This is a genomic window from Phaeobacter sp. HF9A, from assembly GCF_011806385.1.
Taxonomy (GTDB): domain Bacteria; phylum Pseudomonadota; class Alphaproteobacteria; order Rhodobacterales; family Rhodobacteraceae; genus Epibacterium.
Genome location: NZ_JAATOX010000089.1, coordinates 1 through 16,278, shown reverse-complemented (window position 1 = coordinate 16,278; position 16,278 = coordinate 1). Strand labels below are relative to the sequence as shown.

Annotated in this window: 12 protein-coding genes, 1 tRNA gene and 3 pseudogenes; 10 read left to right on the top strand and 6 right to left on the bottom strand. The window is 62.1% G+C overall.

All coding sequences use genetic code 11. The features are described from left to right. The 4 genes from HCZ87_RS14765 to HCZ87_RS14750 form a co-directional block, all read left to right on the top strand. The coding region (locus tag HCZ87_RS14765; RefSeq protein WP_167644831.1) for a sigma-54 dependent transcriptional regulator at positions 1-656 on the top strand (656 nt) is incomplete at its 5' end. Positions 657-905: 249 nt separating this feature from the next. Continuing rightward, the gene (locus tag HCZ87_RS14760; protein ID WP_167644829.1) at positions 906-1,910 is read left to right on the top strand and encodes a DctP family TRAP transporter solute-binding subunit; all 1,005 of its coding nucleotides are present in this window, start codon (positions 906-908) and stop codon (positions 1,908-1,910) included. A gap of 122 nt (positions 1,911-2,032) precedes the next feature. Further along, positions 2,033-2,710, top strand: coding sequence for a TRAP transporter small permease (locus HCZ87_RS14755; protein WP_167644827.1), 678 nt, complete (start codon positions 2,033-2,035; stop codon positions 2,708-2,710). Then, entirely contained in the window at positions 2,710-4,086 is a 1,377-nt protein-coding gene (locus HCZ87_RS14750) for a TRAP transporter large permease (protein ID WP_167644825.1), read from the top strand. The genes HCZ87_RS14755 and HCZ87_RS14750 overlap by 1 nt, the downstream gene beginning before the upstream one ends. Before the next feature lie 198 nt (positions 4,087-4,284). Here HCZ87_RS14750 and infC read toward each other — a convergent pair whose 3' ends face one another. Then, on the bottom strand, positions 4,285-4,833 hold the full coding sequence (gene infC / locus HCZ87_RS14745) for a translation initiation factor IF-3 (RefSeq protein WP_167644833.1): 549 nt from the start codon (positions 4,831-4,833) through the stop codon (positions 4,285-4,287). 246 nt (positions 4,834-5,079) lie between these two features. Here infC and HCZ87_RS14740 point away from each other — a divergent pair, with 246 nt between their 5' ends. The 4 genes and pseudogenes from HCZ87_RS14740 to HCZ87_RS14730 all read left to right on the top strand — a co-directional run bounded on the left by HCZ87_RS14740 (position 5,080) and on the right by HCZ87_RS14730 (position 7,047). Then, the gene (locus HCZ87_RS14740) at positions 5,080-6,012 is read left to right on the top strand and encodes a hypothetical protein (protein ID WP_167644823.1); all 933 of its coding nucleotides are present in this window, start codon (positions 5,080-5,082) and stop codon (positions 6,010-6,012) included. A gap of 291 nt (positions 6,013-6,303) precedes the next feature. Next, positions 6,304-6,377: transfer RNA gene (locus HCZ87_RS14735), tRNA-Cys, on the top strand. Between the two features lie 67 nt (positions 6,378-6,444). Next, positions 6,445-6,543: pseudogene (locus tag HCZ87_RS21350) on the top strand (hypothetical protein); the annotation flags it as partial. 39 nt (positions 6,544-6,582) lie between these two features. Beyond that, entirely contained in the window at positions 6,583-7,047 is a 465-nt protein-coding gene (locus HCZ87_RS14730; RefSeq protein ID WP_167644821.1) for a hypothetical protein, read from the top strand. 782 nt (positions 7,048-7,829) lie between these two features. On the opposite strand, the gene HCZ87_RS21345 is transcribed toward HCZ87_RS14730, so the two are convergent. From HCZ87_RS21345 to HCZ87_RS14715, 3 genes and pseudogenes are all read right to left on the bottom strand, one after another. Next, positions 7,830-8,033 carry a terminase gpA endonuclease subunit gene (locus tag HCZ87_RS21345; RefSeq protein WP_368484133.1) on the bottom strand — a complete coding sequence of 68 codons (204 nt, stop codon included), beginning with the start codon at positions 8,031-8,033 and terminating at the stop codon, positions 7,830-7,832. A gap of 125 nt (positions 8,034-8,158) precedes the next feature. Beyond that, positions 8,159-8,374: pseudogene (locus HCZ87_RS14720) on the bottom strand (transposase); the annotation flags it as partial. Positions 8,375-8,691: 317 nt separating this feature from the next. Continuing rightward, positions 8,692-9,600, bottom strand: a complete 909-nt coding sequence (locus HCZ87_RS14715) for a LysR family transcriptional regulator (RefSeq protein WP_167644819.1) — start codon at positions 9,598-9,600, stop codon at positions 8,692-8,694. Between the two features lie 166 nt (positions 9,601-9,766). Here HCZ87_RS14715 and HCZ87_RS14710 point away from each other — a divergent pair, with 166 nt between their 5' ends. Next, a complete protein-coding gene (locus tag HCZ87_RS14710; protein ID WP_167644817.1) occupies positions 9,767-11,431 on the top strand; it encodes a GMC family oxidoreductase in 1,665 nt (554 codons plus the stop codon). Positions 11,432-11,457: 26 nt separating this feature from the next. Beyond that, a complete protein-coding gene (locus tag HCZ87_RS14705; protein ID WP_167644815.1) occupies positions 11,458-13,968 on the top strand; it encodes a CoA transferase in 2,511 nt (836 codons plus the stop codon). Between the two features lie 197 nt (positions 13,969-14,165). Here the strand turns inward: HCZ87_RS14705 and HCZ87_RS14700 are convergent, their stop codons facing one another. Together HCZ87_RS14700 and HCZ87_RS14695 are read right to left on the bottom strand one after the other, a co-directional pair. Then, positions 14,166-15,935, bottom strand: a complete 1,770-nt coding sequence (locus tag HCZ87_RS14700; RefSeq protein ID WP_167644813.1) for an IlvD/Edd family dehydratase — start codon at positions 15,933-15,935, stop codon at positions 14,166-14,168. Then, positions 15,932-16,278 (bottom strand): annotated as a pseudogene (locus HCZ87_RS14695) (fumarylacetoacetate hydrolase); the annotation flags it as partial. The gene HCZ87_RS14700 and the pseudogene HCZ87_RS14695, both read right to left, overlap by 4 nt.

The following is a 16,278-nucleotide window of genomic DNA, read 5'->3' as shown; positions in this document are numbered from 1 at the left end:
GCCAGGGCGCCTTTGTGAAACGTCCCGCCGCCGGGCTGACGCCGCCGGACTTCGAGGAGCTCTGCCGCAGCGCCGAGGGAGGCTCGCTGTTCCTCGACGAGCTTTCTGCCATGTCTGATGCGACACAATTCGCGGTGCTGGAACAGCTGGAGCAGGGTCCGCTGGTGCGTATCATCGCGGGGTCCTCGGTGGATCTGGCGGATCTTGTCGCGGCGGGCAAGTTCAACGCCGATCTGTTTTACCGGCTGGATGTGATGCGGGTGCGGATTCCATCGCTGGCGGAGCGGCGGCAGGATATTCCGGTGCTGTTTCGTCACTACGTGTCGCAGGCGGCCGAGCAGGCGGGCATCGAGGCACCGGAAATCAGCCCGGATGCGCTGGCCAATCTGATGGCGCAGGACTGGCCCGGCAACGCGCGCTCGCTGATGTCGGCGGCGATGCGCTTCGTGCTTGGCATGCCGGAAGAGGTCAGCGAGGCGGCCAACCTCGGTTTGGCGGAACAAATGGCACAAGTGGAGCGTTCGCTGTTAATTGCGGCACTGGGGCGGCAGAACGGCAAGGCGGCGGCAGCGGCCGAGGCCCTGAAGTTGCCGCGCAAGACCTTTTACGACAAGCTGGCCCGCTATGGGATTCGCCCCGAGGACTATCGGCGCTAACACTGTGCGGTTTTTCGCACAACCCGCCGCTGGCGCTGTGCGGGTTTTCGCACAGATGGTCAGGGACGCCAGCCAGGGGGCGGGGTATGCGCCCTTTAAAATATTAAAATAACATAGAAAAACAGATTTATCGCACGAATCGCGAATCGCTGCTTGAGCCAGGCCCTCGCATTCCCAATGCTTGTATCCACGCCTGAAACAGATGTTTTGGGCAGGAGGATACCATTGAATTTCTGAGGGAGGACCACCATGAAATTCCTGACTGCTGCTGCCACCGCGATGGCGCTGAGTGTAACTGCTGGTATGGCGCAGGCCGATGCCTGTGATGATGGCGAGATCGTCGTCAAGTTCAGCCATGTCACCAATACCGACAAACACCCCAAGGGCATCGCTGCATCGCTGTTGGAAAAGCGCGTGAACGAGGAAATGAACGGCACCATGTGTATGGTCGTTTATCCGAACTCCACGCTTTATGACGACAACAAGGTGCTGGAAGCGATGCTGCAAGGCGACGTGCAACTGGCCGCGCCGTCGCTCTCCAAGTTTGAGAAATTCACCAAGCAGTTCCGCCTGTTCGACCTGCCGTTCATGTTCAAGAACATCGACGCGGTGGATGCGTTCCAGGGCTCCGAAAACGGTCAGACCATGCTCGACAGCATGCAGCGCCGGGGCCTGCAAGGCCTGGCCTATTGGCACAATGGCATGAAACAGATGTCGGCCAACAAGCCGCTGCTGGAACCCAGCGATGCCGAAGGGCTGAAGTTCCGCGTGCAATCCTCTGACGTGCTGGTTGCGCAGATGGAAGCGATTGGTGGCAGCCCGCAGAAAATGGCCTTCTCCGAGGTTTACGGCGCGCTGCAACAGGGTGTTGTGGACGGTCAGGAAAACACCTGGTCGAACATCTACGGCAAGAAGTTCTTTGAGGTGCAGGACGGCGTGACCGAGACAAACCACGGTGCGCTCGACTACCTGCTGGTGACCTCGGTTGACTGGCTCGACAGCCTCGACCCCGCGGTGCGCGACCAGTTCATGACCATCGTCGATGAGGTCACCGCCACCCGGAACGCGGAATCCACCAAGGTCAACAACGAGGCCAAGGCGGCGATCATCGCTGCGGGCGGCGTGGTGCGCGAACTGACCCCGGAACAGCGCCAGGACTGGGTCGATGCGATGAAGCCGGTCTGGGAGCAATTCTCCGGCGATGTTGGTCAGAACATGATCGACGCCGCACAGTCGATCAACGCGGGCCTGTAACCCGTTCCGGGACCTGACAGAGACCAAGATCGGAGCGCGCTCGCTGCGGCGCGTTCCACCTGACGGGCGGTAGGCAGTGATCAGCCGCCGCCCTTTTTTCCAGAACAAGCGGGGAGACTACCATGTCGGAGGCCAGAACCGGTCCGTCCGGTGTCATTCACAGACTCGAAGAAACGCTGATCGCCCTATTGCTCGGGGGCATGACGATCCTGACATTTGCCAATGTCATCGCGCGATATGTCTTCAATTCCAATATCCTCTGGGGGCTGGAGCTGACGGTGTTCCTGTTCGCCTGGCTGGTGCTGTTGGGCGCGTCCTATGCGGTCAAGGTGCATGCGCATCTGGGCGTCGATGCGGTCGTCAATATGCTGCCGCCGGCGGGGCGCCGGGTGGTGGCGCTGATTTCGGTCGCGGCCTGCCTGGCCTTTTCGTTGCTGATGCTGAAGGGCGCCTATGATTATTGGGCGGTCTTTGCCGATCTGCCGCCGACCTCGGGGCGCTGGTTTCCCACCGGGTTTGACATGAGCGCGCGCAGTCAGAGCTTTTACGAGGTGCAGGATGTGCCCATGGTCGGTGTGCTGCGGTTCCTGGAAGATCTGATCAACTACGGCGATTCCTACGAAAAACTGCCCAAGGTGGTGCCGTATTTCGTGTTGCCGCTGTCGATGCTGCTGCTGGTATTGCGCTTTGCGCAGGCGGCGGTGCAAATCCTGCGCGGGCAGGTGGATCGTCTGGTCGCCAGCCATGAAGTCGAAGATGAGTTGGAAGCGGTGCGCGCCCAACAGGGGGAGCATGACTGATGGAAGTTGTTCTGCTATTTGTAATGGTCATTGGCCTGTTGCTGATCGGCGTGCCGATCGCCGTGGCGCTGGGCCTGTCGTCCACCTTGTTCCTGCTGTTCTTTTCCGACAGTTCGCTGGCCTCGGTTGCGGGCACGTTGTTTCAGGCCTTTGAAGGCCATTTCACCCTGCTGGCCATTCCGTTCTTTATCCTGGCCTCCAGCTTTATGACCACGGGCGGCGTGGCGCGGCGGATCATCCGCTTTTCCATCGCCTGTGTCGGGCACCTGCCCGGGGGCCTTGCGATTGCCGGCGTCTTTGCCTGCATGATGTTCGCGGCGCTTTCCGGGTCTTCGCCGGCGACGGTTGTGGCGATCGGCTCGATCGTGATCGCGGGCATGCGTCAGGTGGGCTATTCCAAGGAGTTCGCCGCCGGGGTGATCTGTAACGCCGGTACGCTCGGCATCCTGATCCCGCCCTCCATCGTGATGGTGGTCTACGCGGCGGCGGTCGAGGTGTCGGTGGGGCGGATGTTCCTGGCCGGGGTGATCCCGGGCCTGCTGGCGGGCGTCATGCTGATGGTCACCATCTTTGTGATGGCCAAGGTCAAGAACCTGCCCAAGGGCGAATGGCACGGCTGGAGCGAGGTCCTTGCCTCTGCGCGTGATGCGGGCTGGGGTCTGTTCCTGATCGTGATCATCCTGGGCGGTATCTATGGTGGTATCTTCACCCCCACCGAGGCGGCAGCGGTCGCGGCGGTCTATGCCTTCCTGATCGCCTGTTTCATCTACAAGGACATGGGGCCGCTCTCCAATGGTGAGGGTCAGCCCAAGATTTCGCTGCTGAAAAAGCCGCAGGCGCTGATCACGGCGTGGTTCCATGCCGATACCAAACACACGCTGTTTGAGGCTGGCAAGCTCACCGTGACGCTCTTGTTCGTGATCGCCAATGCGCTGATCCTGAAGCATGTTCTGACCGATGAGCAGGTGCCGCAGCATATCGCCAATGCGATGCTGTCTGCGGGCTTTGGTCCGGTGATGTTCCTGATTGTGGTGAACGTGATCCTGCTGATCGGTGGTCAGTTCATGGAGCCCTCGGGCCTTCTGGTGATCGTCGCGCCGCTGGTGTTCCCGATCGCCATCGAGCTGGGCATCGACCCGATCCACCTGGGCATCATCATGGTGGTGAACATGGAAATCGGTATGATCACGCCGCCGGTGGGTCTGAACCTCTTTGTCACCTCCGGCGTGGCCGGAATGCCGATGATGTCGGTGGTGCGGGCGGCGCTGCCCTTCCTTGCGGTGCTCTTCGTCTTCCTGATCATGATCACCTATATCCCCTGGCTGTCCACGGTGCTGCCCAACGCCATCATGGGGCCAGAGATCATAACCAAGTGATCAGAGTCGCGATCCAGGATCGCTGAGTCATCAGAACGCCCCCGGGATGCTCCGTCCCGGGGGCGTTTTGTTTGGCGCGTCGGGGCAGGGGGCCTCGTGCCGGTGTGGCGCTGATGTTGCGCCGGGGCAGGGCCTGAAACAGAAAACGCCCCGCAACAGCCTGCGGGGCGTCTTTCAAATCTGAACAATCAGCTTGGATTATTTGGTTGGGAGCGGGCCGATCATCATGATCATCTGACGACCTTCCATCTTTGGCATGTTTTCGATCTTGCCAACTTCCTTCACGTCCGCAGCAACCCGTTCCAGCAATTCGCGGCCCAGGTTCTGGTGCGCCATCTCGCGGCCCCGGAAACGCAGGGTGATCTTCACCTTGTCGCCGTTTTCCAGGAATTTGAAGACGTTACGCATCTTGACGTCGTAGTCATTGGTATCCGTGTTGGGACGGAACTTGACCTCTTTGACCTCGATGATCTTCTGCTTCTTGCGCGCTTCGCTTTCGCGTTTTTGCTGTTCATACTTGAACTTGCCGTAGTCCATGATCTTACAGACCGGCGGCGCAGCGTTGGGCGAAATCTCCACCAGGTCCAGACCTGCCTCTTCAGCCATCTGCATGGCCTTGGCGGGGTGGACGACGCCCACGTTTTCGCCTTCGGCGCCGATCAAGCGGATTTCTGGAGCGCGGATTTTGTCGTTGATGCGCGGGCCGGTATCACGTTGCGGCGGCGCGTTATGAGGTCTGCGAGCTATGGGTTCTATCCTTTGATAATTGCGGAAATTTGAGCCGGGAATTTAATCGGTGCACCTCGGTCTTGCAAGCCGTAAACGCGGGCGTCGTGCCAAGATCTGGCGTTTTAACGCAGCCTGCGAAAAGGATGGCAAAACAATGCCGAGGGGAGGGGCTGGCGCCACTTCCCCCTTGTTGTCGCATGCATAGAAGCAGATGAACAGACGCAATCCGTCCCGCTTCGGGACATTGGTATGGAGGGAATAGCCATGAAGATCGCAGGAGTCGCCGCGGTTGGTGTTGTCGTTGTTGCTGGGGCCGTTTGGTATATGAACCAGGCCGAGATCGGCACCGAGGAAGCAACCCCGGCCCAGATCGCAAATGAGGTCACCCCAAGCGCCGAGCCGGCAGAGGGTGCACCGCAAGCCGAGAGCACAGAGTCGCAGGTCGCGCAAGAGGTCGCCACCGCCGCTGATGCCGCTGCCGACAGCGCGTCGCAAACCGCCGAAGAGGCCGCAGCCGCCGCTGAAGACAGCGCGCAGTCGGTGGCCGAGCAGGCTGGCGAGGTCGCGGACAACGTCGCGGATGCGATTGATGGTGCAGCAAATGACCTGAGCGAAGGTGCTGGCAATCTCGCAGAGGCCGCTGGCGAGCAGGCCTCCGCCGCCGTCGAGGCTGCGCAGGACGGTGCGGCCAGCGCTGTTGAAACCGCGCAGGACGGCGCTGCCAGCGCGGTTGAGGGCGCCGCCAGCGCGCTTGAAGCGGCACAGGACGGTGCCGCCAGCGCTGTCGAGGCGGCTCAGGACACGGCTGCAAACGCAATGGGCGCCGTGGAAGAGGGGGCATCAGACGCGATGAATGCGGCCAGCGAGGGGCTTTCCAACCTGACCGAGGGCGCGCAGACCGCAGCCGAGGACACCGCGGAAACCGCTGCCGAGGCCGCGCAGGAGGTGATGCCAGAGGCGGAGACCTCCACCGAGGCCACCGCCAGCCTGGACAGCGCCGCCGCCACGCCAGAGGCCGCGCCCGAGCTGCTGACACCGGAGGGTTTCAACTACGATAAGGTTGTGGAGATGATCGAGGGCTCCAACCTGGACCCGCTGAAGAAAACCACTCTGAAAGCGGCCGTGACCCAGGCAAAGGACAGCCCGGAGCTCCTGCAAGCGGCGCTGAAACAGGTCAAGACCGCGCTGGGTCTCTGATCCCGACGCATCCCGCATTTCCAGAGGGGCGACGCGTTGAGGCGTCGCCCTTTTTTTGTTTTCCGCCGCGCCCTTTGGCCTGGCCGGCGAGTGAAAGCCCGAGCCGCAAGATATGCGCATCCCCGCCACAGCCCGCCATGAGATGCCCCTCCTGCCAGTCCCTTTGATGCGCAGCCGCGCTGTCGCAAGCCAGGACCGTGCGAATTCGGATAAACAGCAGGCAAACTCTGCCGCAGAGCCACTTGCGCTCTGCGCCGGAATCACCTAGTACGACGCAACCACAGCGTCCGAGGCGAGTTGGCGGAGTGGTGACGCAGCGGATTGCAAATCCGTGTACACCGGTTCGATTCCGGTACTCGCCTCCATTTCATTCTAAATCATAGGGTTACCGGCTGAACGGTCGGGTGTGACACAAAGTGGGACACACGCCCTATGATGCTGTCATCCTATCTAAGCCCTTCAAGACACGGGATTTACTACTTCCGCTGGCCTATCCCTCCATCCATTGAGGGGAAGCGGACCACGGTTCGCATCTCCCTGCGGACCCGTTGCCCGGATCGGGCTGGTGATTTGGCCCGCCATCTTGCATCCTGCGGACGAATACTGCGCGAGAACAATGCATTGGCGGGACTGAGACAAACCGAGATACGCGAGAAGGTGCAAGCCTTCTTCAAGGCGCAACTAGACCAGTACCTTGACTGGCTGGACCGGCGCGGCTTGTCAAAGAATGCCTTGGAAGACGTGCGGTGCGAGATGCTGGACCATGAAAGCTATCTCGACATGGAGATGGAGAGCGACCAGTACCTTCCTGTCAAACCGTTCCTGAGAACGTCGGGCCTGACGGCGCAGGACTGGCAAGCCAGCCAGCCCATGATGAAACGCGAACTTCGCAAGGGCCGCCGGGACTTGCTCAGAGCCGTTTTAGAAGCCGCTGAGCGCCTTGAGCATTATTCCTATGGTGACCCCGGCCATCGCTCCTGCCGCTCCTGCGCCCGCTCTGCCAGCCTCATCGCCCTTGTGCGCGGCGGTCGATGATTTTATCGCTGAGCATTCCCGCCAATGGGCAGGCAAGACCATCGGCCAGAACCGGGCTTACCTGAACATCCTTGTCGAATACTTTGGCCCGGATCGACTGCTTGCCACGATCACCAAGCAGGATGCGAGCGAGGTCAAGAAGGTGTTGCAAGCACTACCAGCCAGCCGGAACACCAAGCCAAAGTTGAAGGCTATGCCGTTGATGCAGGTCATCAAGGAACCGGGGCACAATAAGATCGCGGCCAAGACGATCAACAGCCATATCCAGATGTTCAAGATGTTCTTCGACTGGGCGGAACGGCACGGGCACTCACCACACACGCTCTTTGAAGGCATGAAAGTACGTAAGGACAAGGCCAGCGAGAACGAGCGCAGGCCCTTCACACCGGACCAAGCGCGTCTGATCTACACCGAGTTGACGGAAAACCTGTCCGGGCTGGTGCGCAAAGACAGCCACAAGTGGGGAATGCTCTTGGGCATGTTCACCGGGGCGCGACTGAACGAGATTTGCCAGCTCGACATTGCCGATGTTAAGCAGGACGGCGATACTTGGTACCTGAACATCACCGACGAAGGCGACGACACCAAAAGCGGCACGTCGAAAGCAGGACGGCGCAAGGTGCCGCTGCATTCCGAGCTGATCCGCCTTGGCTTTCTCTACTTCGTGGACTGCCGCCGGAACGGCACACGCCTGTTCCCAGACTACAGCTACAGCGCCAATGGCGGCTACGGTCGCAACTTGGGCCGCTGGTGCAATGAGAGTTTCTTGCCCAAGCTGGGGATCAAGCAGCCGGGGCTTGTCTTCCACAGCCTGCGGCACACGGTGGTAACGCGACTTGGGCCTCCTCGGCCAGTTCATCGCCGTCGCTGCGCCAGCCGGTTCCGAGTATGGTGTTCACAAACGTCTGTAGAGTCGACGGATCGTTTTTCGCGGCGACGAATTCGGCCGCCAGCTTTCCCCATGCGGCATTCGCGTGAAGGCTCACAAGCGCGTTGAGCCGGAAACCCGCGTGGCCCTGCACCTCGGGCCGTGTGGCGCGCCACTGGAAGTCTCGGACGCTGATTGGGACGCAAGCCTGCCCCGCATCGCCATTGAAGTACGCAAGGGTCGCCGGGACATGCTCATGCCAAAGAGCACCTTCATCGTCAGGCAGGCCTGGATCGCGGCATCGCTGAAGCTCTGTTGGCGACCGCGCTTCCCGGTCGGCGGAGGGACCCACTCCATCTCGGGATCGAACCAGATCGTCAGCGATCCGCGCTGACACAGTGCTTCATTGTAAGCCGACCAGTTCGTGGTCTTGTACTTCGTAGGGGGCCAGCTGCTCATGCCTCCCAGCTATCATGCTGGATTCATGCAGTGAATCCCCCAACCGATTGGTGCAACATGGCCATGGTGACCGGCTCAATCTTGAGGACATAGGAATTTCCAACGAAGCTGACGCGCTGGCACATATGTCGAACCAGGGAAATGGCGTCATGTTGCAGGCATCCGGTAGCAACATTCTCTTTCTTGGTGCCACGATCACCGATTTTTTAGGAGAGAGCGGGTGGTTGGCCTAGCCATGTCACATGGTGCCAGCCAGTGAAGGACGGCGGTCATGAGGGCGGCGGCGACCAGCCGCCCTCGCCGCTGTTGATGTGAGCCTAGCGCCAGACGATGGCCAGCTGTTCAAAGAGGGCGGTGATGGTGGGGGCGGATCGGCGGGCCTTGAGGGTGAGCATGACCAGGCAGGCGGGCACGCTTTGGGTTTCGCAGAGGCTGAGGCCATAGGAATGCTGCTGATCGAGCGCGATGTTTTCGCGACACAGGCATAGGCCGACACCGGCGCGCACCATCTCCAGCATCGAGGCTTCGTGGTCGGCGACAGCGACGCAGTTCTGAGTGCAATCGTGATCCGCAAAGATCCTGCTCAGCAGGCGATTGTGCACGGAAACCGCGCTGGTGCCGATCCAGGGCAGCCGTGCCAGGTCGCTCCAACTGGCGTTGGTGACGCGGGATTCCCAGCCAACGGGGGCGATGATGCGGTAGTTGAACGTGGCGAGCCGCTGCACCTGCAAGGGGTCCTCTGTCGCAATGTCCTCGGTCGTGCCCGTGTCTGTCAGGTAGAACCCGGCGTCGATCTGGCGGCGGCGGAGCTTTTCGAGGATGTCGCCACTGATGCCATGCACCAGTTCGGTCGTGATGCCGGGGTGCGCCTCTCCCAGGTGGCTGAGCAGGCGGCCCAGGCGGATGAACTCCGGGTCGATAATGGTGCCGATCCGCAGCTTTCCCGAAACCTGGCCGACCTGATTGCTGGCGCTTTGCCGAAACTCCGACATGGCGCTCAGAACCGCCTCTGCCTTTGGCAGCAGCGCCTTGCCGTCCGGCGTCAGGTTCAGCCCGTGCGGGGCACGTTTGAAGAAGGTCACCCCGGTCTCTTCGCTCAGCCGCCGGATCTGATGGCTGAGCGCCGGTTGCGTCAGGTTCAGGACCTCGGCGGCACGGGATACGCTGCCCTCGCGGGCGACGGTAACAAAGGCAAGAAGACTGTTGGGATTTGAGAATCTTTCCATATTACGGATTTTAATATCAGTCAGAGATATATGTCATTGGGATTGTTTCGTCGGCCTCTCTACACCGGGATGAGTTGTTGGGCAGGGAGGTGCCTTTGAGCCGAGCGCCACCGCATGAGACGGGGGCAGGGCGACCTCCGCTGCTCGCCTGACAGGAGGAAAAGACATGGCCGACACCCAAACAGCGTTTGATTACATCGTCATTGGTGGCGGCTCCGCGGGATGTCTTTTGGCCAATCGGCTCAGCGCTGACCCGGCCAATCGGGTCTTGTTGCTGGAAGCGGGCAAGGCGGACAATTACCCGTGGATCCACGTGCCGGTGGGCTATCTCTATTGCATCGGCAATCCGCGCACTGACTGGATGTACAACACCGAGGCCGACACGGGGCTCAATGGGCGCAGCCTGCGCTATCCGCGCGGCAAGACGCTGGGCGGCTGTTCGTCGATCAACGGCATGATCTACATGCGCGGCCAGGCCCGCGACTACGACAACTGGGCTGCGCTGACGGGCGAGGGCGATTGGTCCTGGGAGGGCGCGCTGCGGGATTTCAAGGCGCATGAGGATCACTATAAGCTGGACGGCGGCGCGGACCCGAAGACGGGCGACAACGAGCGCTTCTCTGATATGCATGGACACGGCGGCGAATGGCGGGTGGAAAAGCAGCGCCTGCGTTGGGACGTTCTGGACAGTTTTGCCGATGCCGCGGTGGAATCCGGGATCGAGAAGACCGATGATTTCAACAGTGGCGACAATGCCGGTGTGGGTTATTTCGACGTGAACCAGCGGTCGGGTTGGCGGTGGAACACCTCCAAGGCGTTTCTGAGACCCGCCAAGGCGCGGCGTAACCTGACGGTCTGGACCGAGGCGCAGGTCGAGAAACTGACCTTTGAGACCGACGCAAATGGCGCGCTGCGCTGTTCTGGCGCGCGGGTCAATCGCAAGGGGCAGACCGTCACTGTGACAGCCCGGCGCGAGACGGTGCTGTCGGCGGGGGCGATCAACTCGCCGCAGATCCTGCAACTTTCGGGGATCGGCCCGGCGGCGCTGCTGCGCGAACATGGCATCGAGGTGGTGAAAGACGCGCCCGTTGGCGAAAACCTGCAAGACCATCTGCAAATTCGTGCGGTGTTCAAGGTGAACGGCACCCGCACGCTCAACACGCTGGCCAATAACCTCTTTGGCAAGGCGATGATCGGCGCTGAATATGCGCTGAAACGGTCCGGCCCGATGAGCATGGCGCCCAGCCAGCTCGGCGCCTTTACCCGCTCCGACCCTGATCGGCCCCATGCCAACCTGGAATATCACGTGCAGCCGCTCAGCCTGGATGCATTTGGCGAACCGCTCCACAGCTTTCCGGCGATGACGGTCAGCGTCTGCAACCTGAACCCCTCCAGCCGGGGCCATGTCCGCATCCGTTCGACCAATTTCCGCGATGCGCCGATGATTTCACCCAACTACCTGGCGACCGAGGATGACCGGAAGGTCGCGGCCGACAGCCTGCGGCAGGTCCGCCGGATCATGTCGCAACCGGCGATGAAAGCCTATGAGCCCGAGGAGTTCAAACCGGGTGTCCAGTACCAGAGCGACGCCGATCTCGCCAAGCTGGCCGGCGATATCGCCAATACGATCTTTCACCCGGTGGGGACTGTGAAGATGGGGCGCGTCGATGACGACAGCGCCGTTCTGGACCCGCATCTGCGGCTGAAGGGGGTGTCCGGGTTGCGGGTTGTGGATGCGAGCATCATGCCCGAAATCACCAGCGGTAACACCAATTCCCCGACGCTGATGATCGCCGAAAAAGCGGCCCGCTGGATTCTGGCCAATCAATGACACGCGCGTCCGAAATGGGAGGAACCATGCGCAAATCATTCTCGAACCTGCCCCTGACCGGGGTCAAAGTTGTTGATTTCGGGCAATATATCGCGGGGCCTGCCGTCGCGATGTTGCTTGGCGATCTGGGCGCCACGGTTGTGCATATCGACCCGCCCGAGGGCCCGATGTGGGACAGCCCTGCCAATGCGACGCTGATGCGCAACAAGCTCATCGTGAACCTGGACCTGAAGTCCGAAGAGGGGCTGGCCAAGGCCCGCGCGCTCTGCGCCGAAGCGGACATTATCGTCGAGAATTTCCGCCCCGGTAAACTCGCCGCGCTGGGGATTGATTTTGCTGCGATGCGCGAAGACCGCCCGGAGCTGATCACCCTGTCCATTCCCGGCTTTGCGTCCAACGATCTGGAGCGGCGCGAACAGCGCGCCTTTGAAAGCGTGGTTGCGGCCAGCTCCGGCGTCTTCACCGATATGGGGCTGAACCGGGTGCTGATGGGGCTGAGCCCGTCGTTCTCGCCGCTGCCGCTTGCCTCGGCCTATGCCTCGCAGATCGCGGCCTCGGCCACCGTCCTTGCGCTGCAATCGCGGCAGGTGACCGGGCTTGGCGATCAGATCGAGGTGCCGCTGGCGGCGGCAGTGATGGAGGGGCTGTGCTACAACTCCATCAAAGTGTCGGATATGCCGGAACGCTACCTGACCCAGCGCGAGGTCGAGATCGAGCGGCGCCGGATCGAGGGCCTGCCGATGAATGTCTCCTATGAGGATCTGCAAGAGCTGCTTGATCCGTTTTTCCGCAGCTACATGTGCAAGGACGGGCGCGGTTTCTATGTGGTCTGCCCCAGCCACAAGCACCACGCGCGCCGCTGCCTCAAGGTGCTGGGCCTCTACGACGAGATGGTCGAGGAGGGCTTGCAGGAAGAGGATGACACCTACAAGCCGCAGTCGGAATGGGAAACGGATACCTCGCTGGGGGTGTATCCGATGCCGAAATTCTGGGCCGACAAGATCGCTGCGCGGATGAAAGAGGTCTTTATGACCCGGACCTCGCACGAGTGGAAGCGCATGTTTGGCCGCGCCGGCATCCCCGGTGCGCCGCAGCGCTGGCTGCAAGAGTGGATCAACGACGAATACGCCGAGGCCTCCGGTCTGATGATCGACGTCTGGGATCCGGTCTATGGCGAGATGACCCAACCCGGCCCGGTGGTCTGGATGGAGGAAAGCGGCGAAGAGGCGCTGAACCCGTCGCCGCGCCGCTGGGTCGAATTCGACGAGGCGCTGAAGGTGCTGCGCAAGCTGCGTACCGATATTCCCGACCCGGAGGACGCGGTCGAGCAGGAGGGCTGGCTGTCGGGCGTGCGCGTGCTGGACATGTGCAATGTTATCGCCGGGCCGCATTCCGCCAGCTATCTTGCGCGGTTCGGGGCCGAGGTCATCAAGATCGACCCGGCCCAGCCGCTCTATGACAGTTGGAACACCGTGATCTATGGTCTCAGCCAGGGGCGCGGGAAGCGGTCGATCCTGGCCGATGTGAAGTCCGAACATGGTCGCAAGGTGTTCGAGGATCTGGTGAAATCCGTCGATGTGATCTTCTGGAACGCGCCGGACAGCCAGATCAAGCGTATGGGGCTGGATGCCGACAGCCTGCGCAAGCTCAATCCCGAGGCGATCTTTTGCAAGCTGGACTGCTTCAGCGGTGTGCGGCGCGGCGTGCGGACCGACTACATCGGCTATGACGATCTGGTGCAGGCCACCACGGGGATCATGCTGCGCTTTGGCGGCGCGATGGACCACCCCGAAGAACACGCCCATGTCGGCACCATCGACGTGATGTGCGGCTTTGGCGGCGCGCTGGCAGTCGCATCGGCGCTGTATCAGAAGCACCGTTTTGGCCGGATCGGGCGGGGGCGGACCTCGCTCTCGGCCAACAGCGGCTTGTTGCAGGTGCCCTTTGCCTATGATTTCCAGGGGCGCGGGCTGTTTGACGAGCCCTCGGGCCCGGAGGTCAACGGCTATGACTCGCTCAGCCGTTTCTACAGCACGGCGTCTGGTGTCTATATCCTGCTCAGCGCCTATGAGGCCGACCTGCCGCGGTTCCGCAATGTCGAGGACCTGTCAGAGCTGCCCGATCTTGCCGAGGAGGACCGCGCGGCCTATCTGGCGGGGGCGTTCCAGATGCATCCGGCGACCGAATGGATTGACCGGCTGCACGCGGCGGATATCGGTTGCGCGATCTGTCACAACATCGACGCGCTGCGCTCTGAAAACATGCGCGAGCCCGATGGCACGCCCGGCACCGACCGGGGCAGCTATTCCTTCTCGCATTATGCCGACCATCCCAGCGGCCATGAAGTGATCCAGCTCGACCCCTATGCGGTGCGCCCCACGCGCGGCAAGGTCTTTGCCCTGTCGCCGACCGAGAAGTTCGGCGCCTCGACACGGGAAATTCTCACCGAGCTTGGGTATTCCGATGCGGCGATCACGCGGATGCTGAAATCTGGCCAGGTCACCGAAAGCTGGAGCGCCGAATACCTGCCCAGCTAAGGGCGCAGGACAACATGCAAAACAGGCTGCGCCCCCGCGATCATTCCGTGTCGGGGCGCAGAGGGGGCTCGGGTCAGGGTCTTGCGTCGCCGAGGCGGCACAGATCAATTTCTGGATGGGCCAGCTGGTGGATGCGCGTGTATTTCGCTGGCATCGGGTGGAGGACGCGCAGGTCCTCCCGCCCGAGTTTGTGCGCCTCAGTGGTTGTGCCGGGGCAGGGTGCGCGCAATGCGATGAAAGCCCTTGGCTGACCGCAAGCCAGCCCCATCGCTGAGCTGCGTGGCCTCTTGCCGGTAGATCTTCTGCCAGGGGGTCTGCGTGGCGGGAACCTGCGGCGGCGTTTGCTGCCGGCGCCTGTCGATTTCCTCCTCATCGACCAGCATGTCGCAGCGCCCCGCATTGAGGTCGATGCGGATCCTGTCACCGCTTTTCAGCCAGGCCAGCCCGCCGCCTTCGGCGCTTTCTGGTGAGGCATGCACGATCGAGGGGCTGTCGGCGGTTCCCGATTGCCGCCCGTCGCCGATGGTTGGCAGACTTGAAATCCCGGCGCGGATCAACCGGTCCGGCGGCTGCATGTTTACCACCTCCGCCGCCCCCGGCCAGCCGAGCGGGCCGGAGCCGCGAATGACCAGGATCGACCGTTCGTCGATGTCCAGCGCCGGGTCATTGATGCGGGTGTGATAATCCTCAGAGCCGTCAAAGACCACCGCGCGCCCCTCAAAACAGTTCTCGTTGCCGGGATCCGACAGGAACCGGCGGCGGAAGTCTTCGGAGATCACGCAGGTTTTCATGATGGCAAAATCAAAGAGATTGCCCGAGAGCACGCGAAAGCCTGCGCGTTCCATCAGCGGCGCGCTGTAGGGGCGGATGACCTCGCGGTCCCTTGCTTCGCGCCCCTTGAGGTTTTCGCCCATGGTCTGGCCGGTGACGGTGGTGCAGCTGGTGTCCAGCACGCCTGCCTCGGCCAGTTCCCACATGATCGCGGGGACGCCGCCGGCGCGGTGAAAGCGTTCGGACAGAAAGCGCCCGGCGGGCTGCACATCGGCGATGAGCGGGATGTCGTAGCCGTGGATCTGCCAGTCGTCATGGCTGAGTTCCACATCTGCGGCCTCGGCGATCGCGGCCAGATGCGGCTGCGCATTGGTGGATCCGCCGATGGCGGCATTCACCCGCACGGCATTCAACAGGGCGTCGCGGGTCAGGATCTTGGAGGGGCGCAGGTCTTCGTGCACCAGCTCGACCGCGCGCTTGCCGGTGCGATAGGCCATCTGCCCGCGTTCGCGGTAGGCGGCGGGAATGGCGGCGCAGCCGGTCAGCGAAAGCCCCATGGCCTCGGCCAGGGCGTTCATCGTCGAGGCGGTGCCCATGGTGTTGCAATGGCCGATCGAGGGGGCGGACTCCAGCGCCGCCTCCAGGAATTCTGCGCGGTCAATCTCGCCCGCGGCATAGCGGCGGCGGGACTGCCAGATCACCGTGCCGGAGCCCGAAAGCCGCCCCTCGTGCACCGAGTCGAGCATGGCGCCGCCAGAGAGCACAATGGCCGGGATATCAACCGTGGCCGCCGCCATGATCGCGGCGGGCGTGGTCTTGTCGCAGCCGGTGGTCAGCACGACCCCATCCAGGGGATAGCCATGCAGCAGTTCCACCAGCCCAAGATAGGCCAGGTTGCGGTCCAGCGCCGCTGTCGGGCGGCGGCAGTTCTCGAAAATCGGATGGGTCGGAAACTCGATCGGAATGCCGCCCGCATCGCGGATGCCGTCCTTGACGCGCTTGGCCAGGTCGATGTGATGGCGGTTGCAGGGCGACAGATCGCTGCCGGATTGCGCGATGCCGATGATCGGGCGCCCCTCGGTGAGCTCCTCCGGCGTCAGCCCGTAGTTCATGAATCGCTCTAGATAGAGCGCGGTCATGTCGGCGTGATCCGGGTTGTCGAACCAATCCTGGCTTCTGAGACGGCGCTTGGTCATTTCAACTCTCCCCTTGCCGCGAGATTGCGCATCAATGCCCCGGTGCCAAAGGTCCAGGGCGTTACCTCATTGCAGGGTCGCACCTGGTTCACAAGGCGTCCCAGCTCGGCGGCGTATACGGTGACGATATCGCCGCTCTTGTGGGTGAAGCCCATGCCCGCGCCATCGCGGTCCTTGGTGGGGGCAAACATCGTCCCGAGATAGAGCATCGCGCCATCCGGGTATTGGTGGGTCTCATTCAGAAGCTGCCCGGCAAGGTCGGCGGGCTGGCGCGAAATCTGTCCCATGTCGGAATGGTCTGACAGCTCAAAGCCATCTTCGCCGGTGATCTCCAGCCCGACCC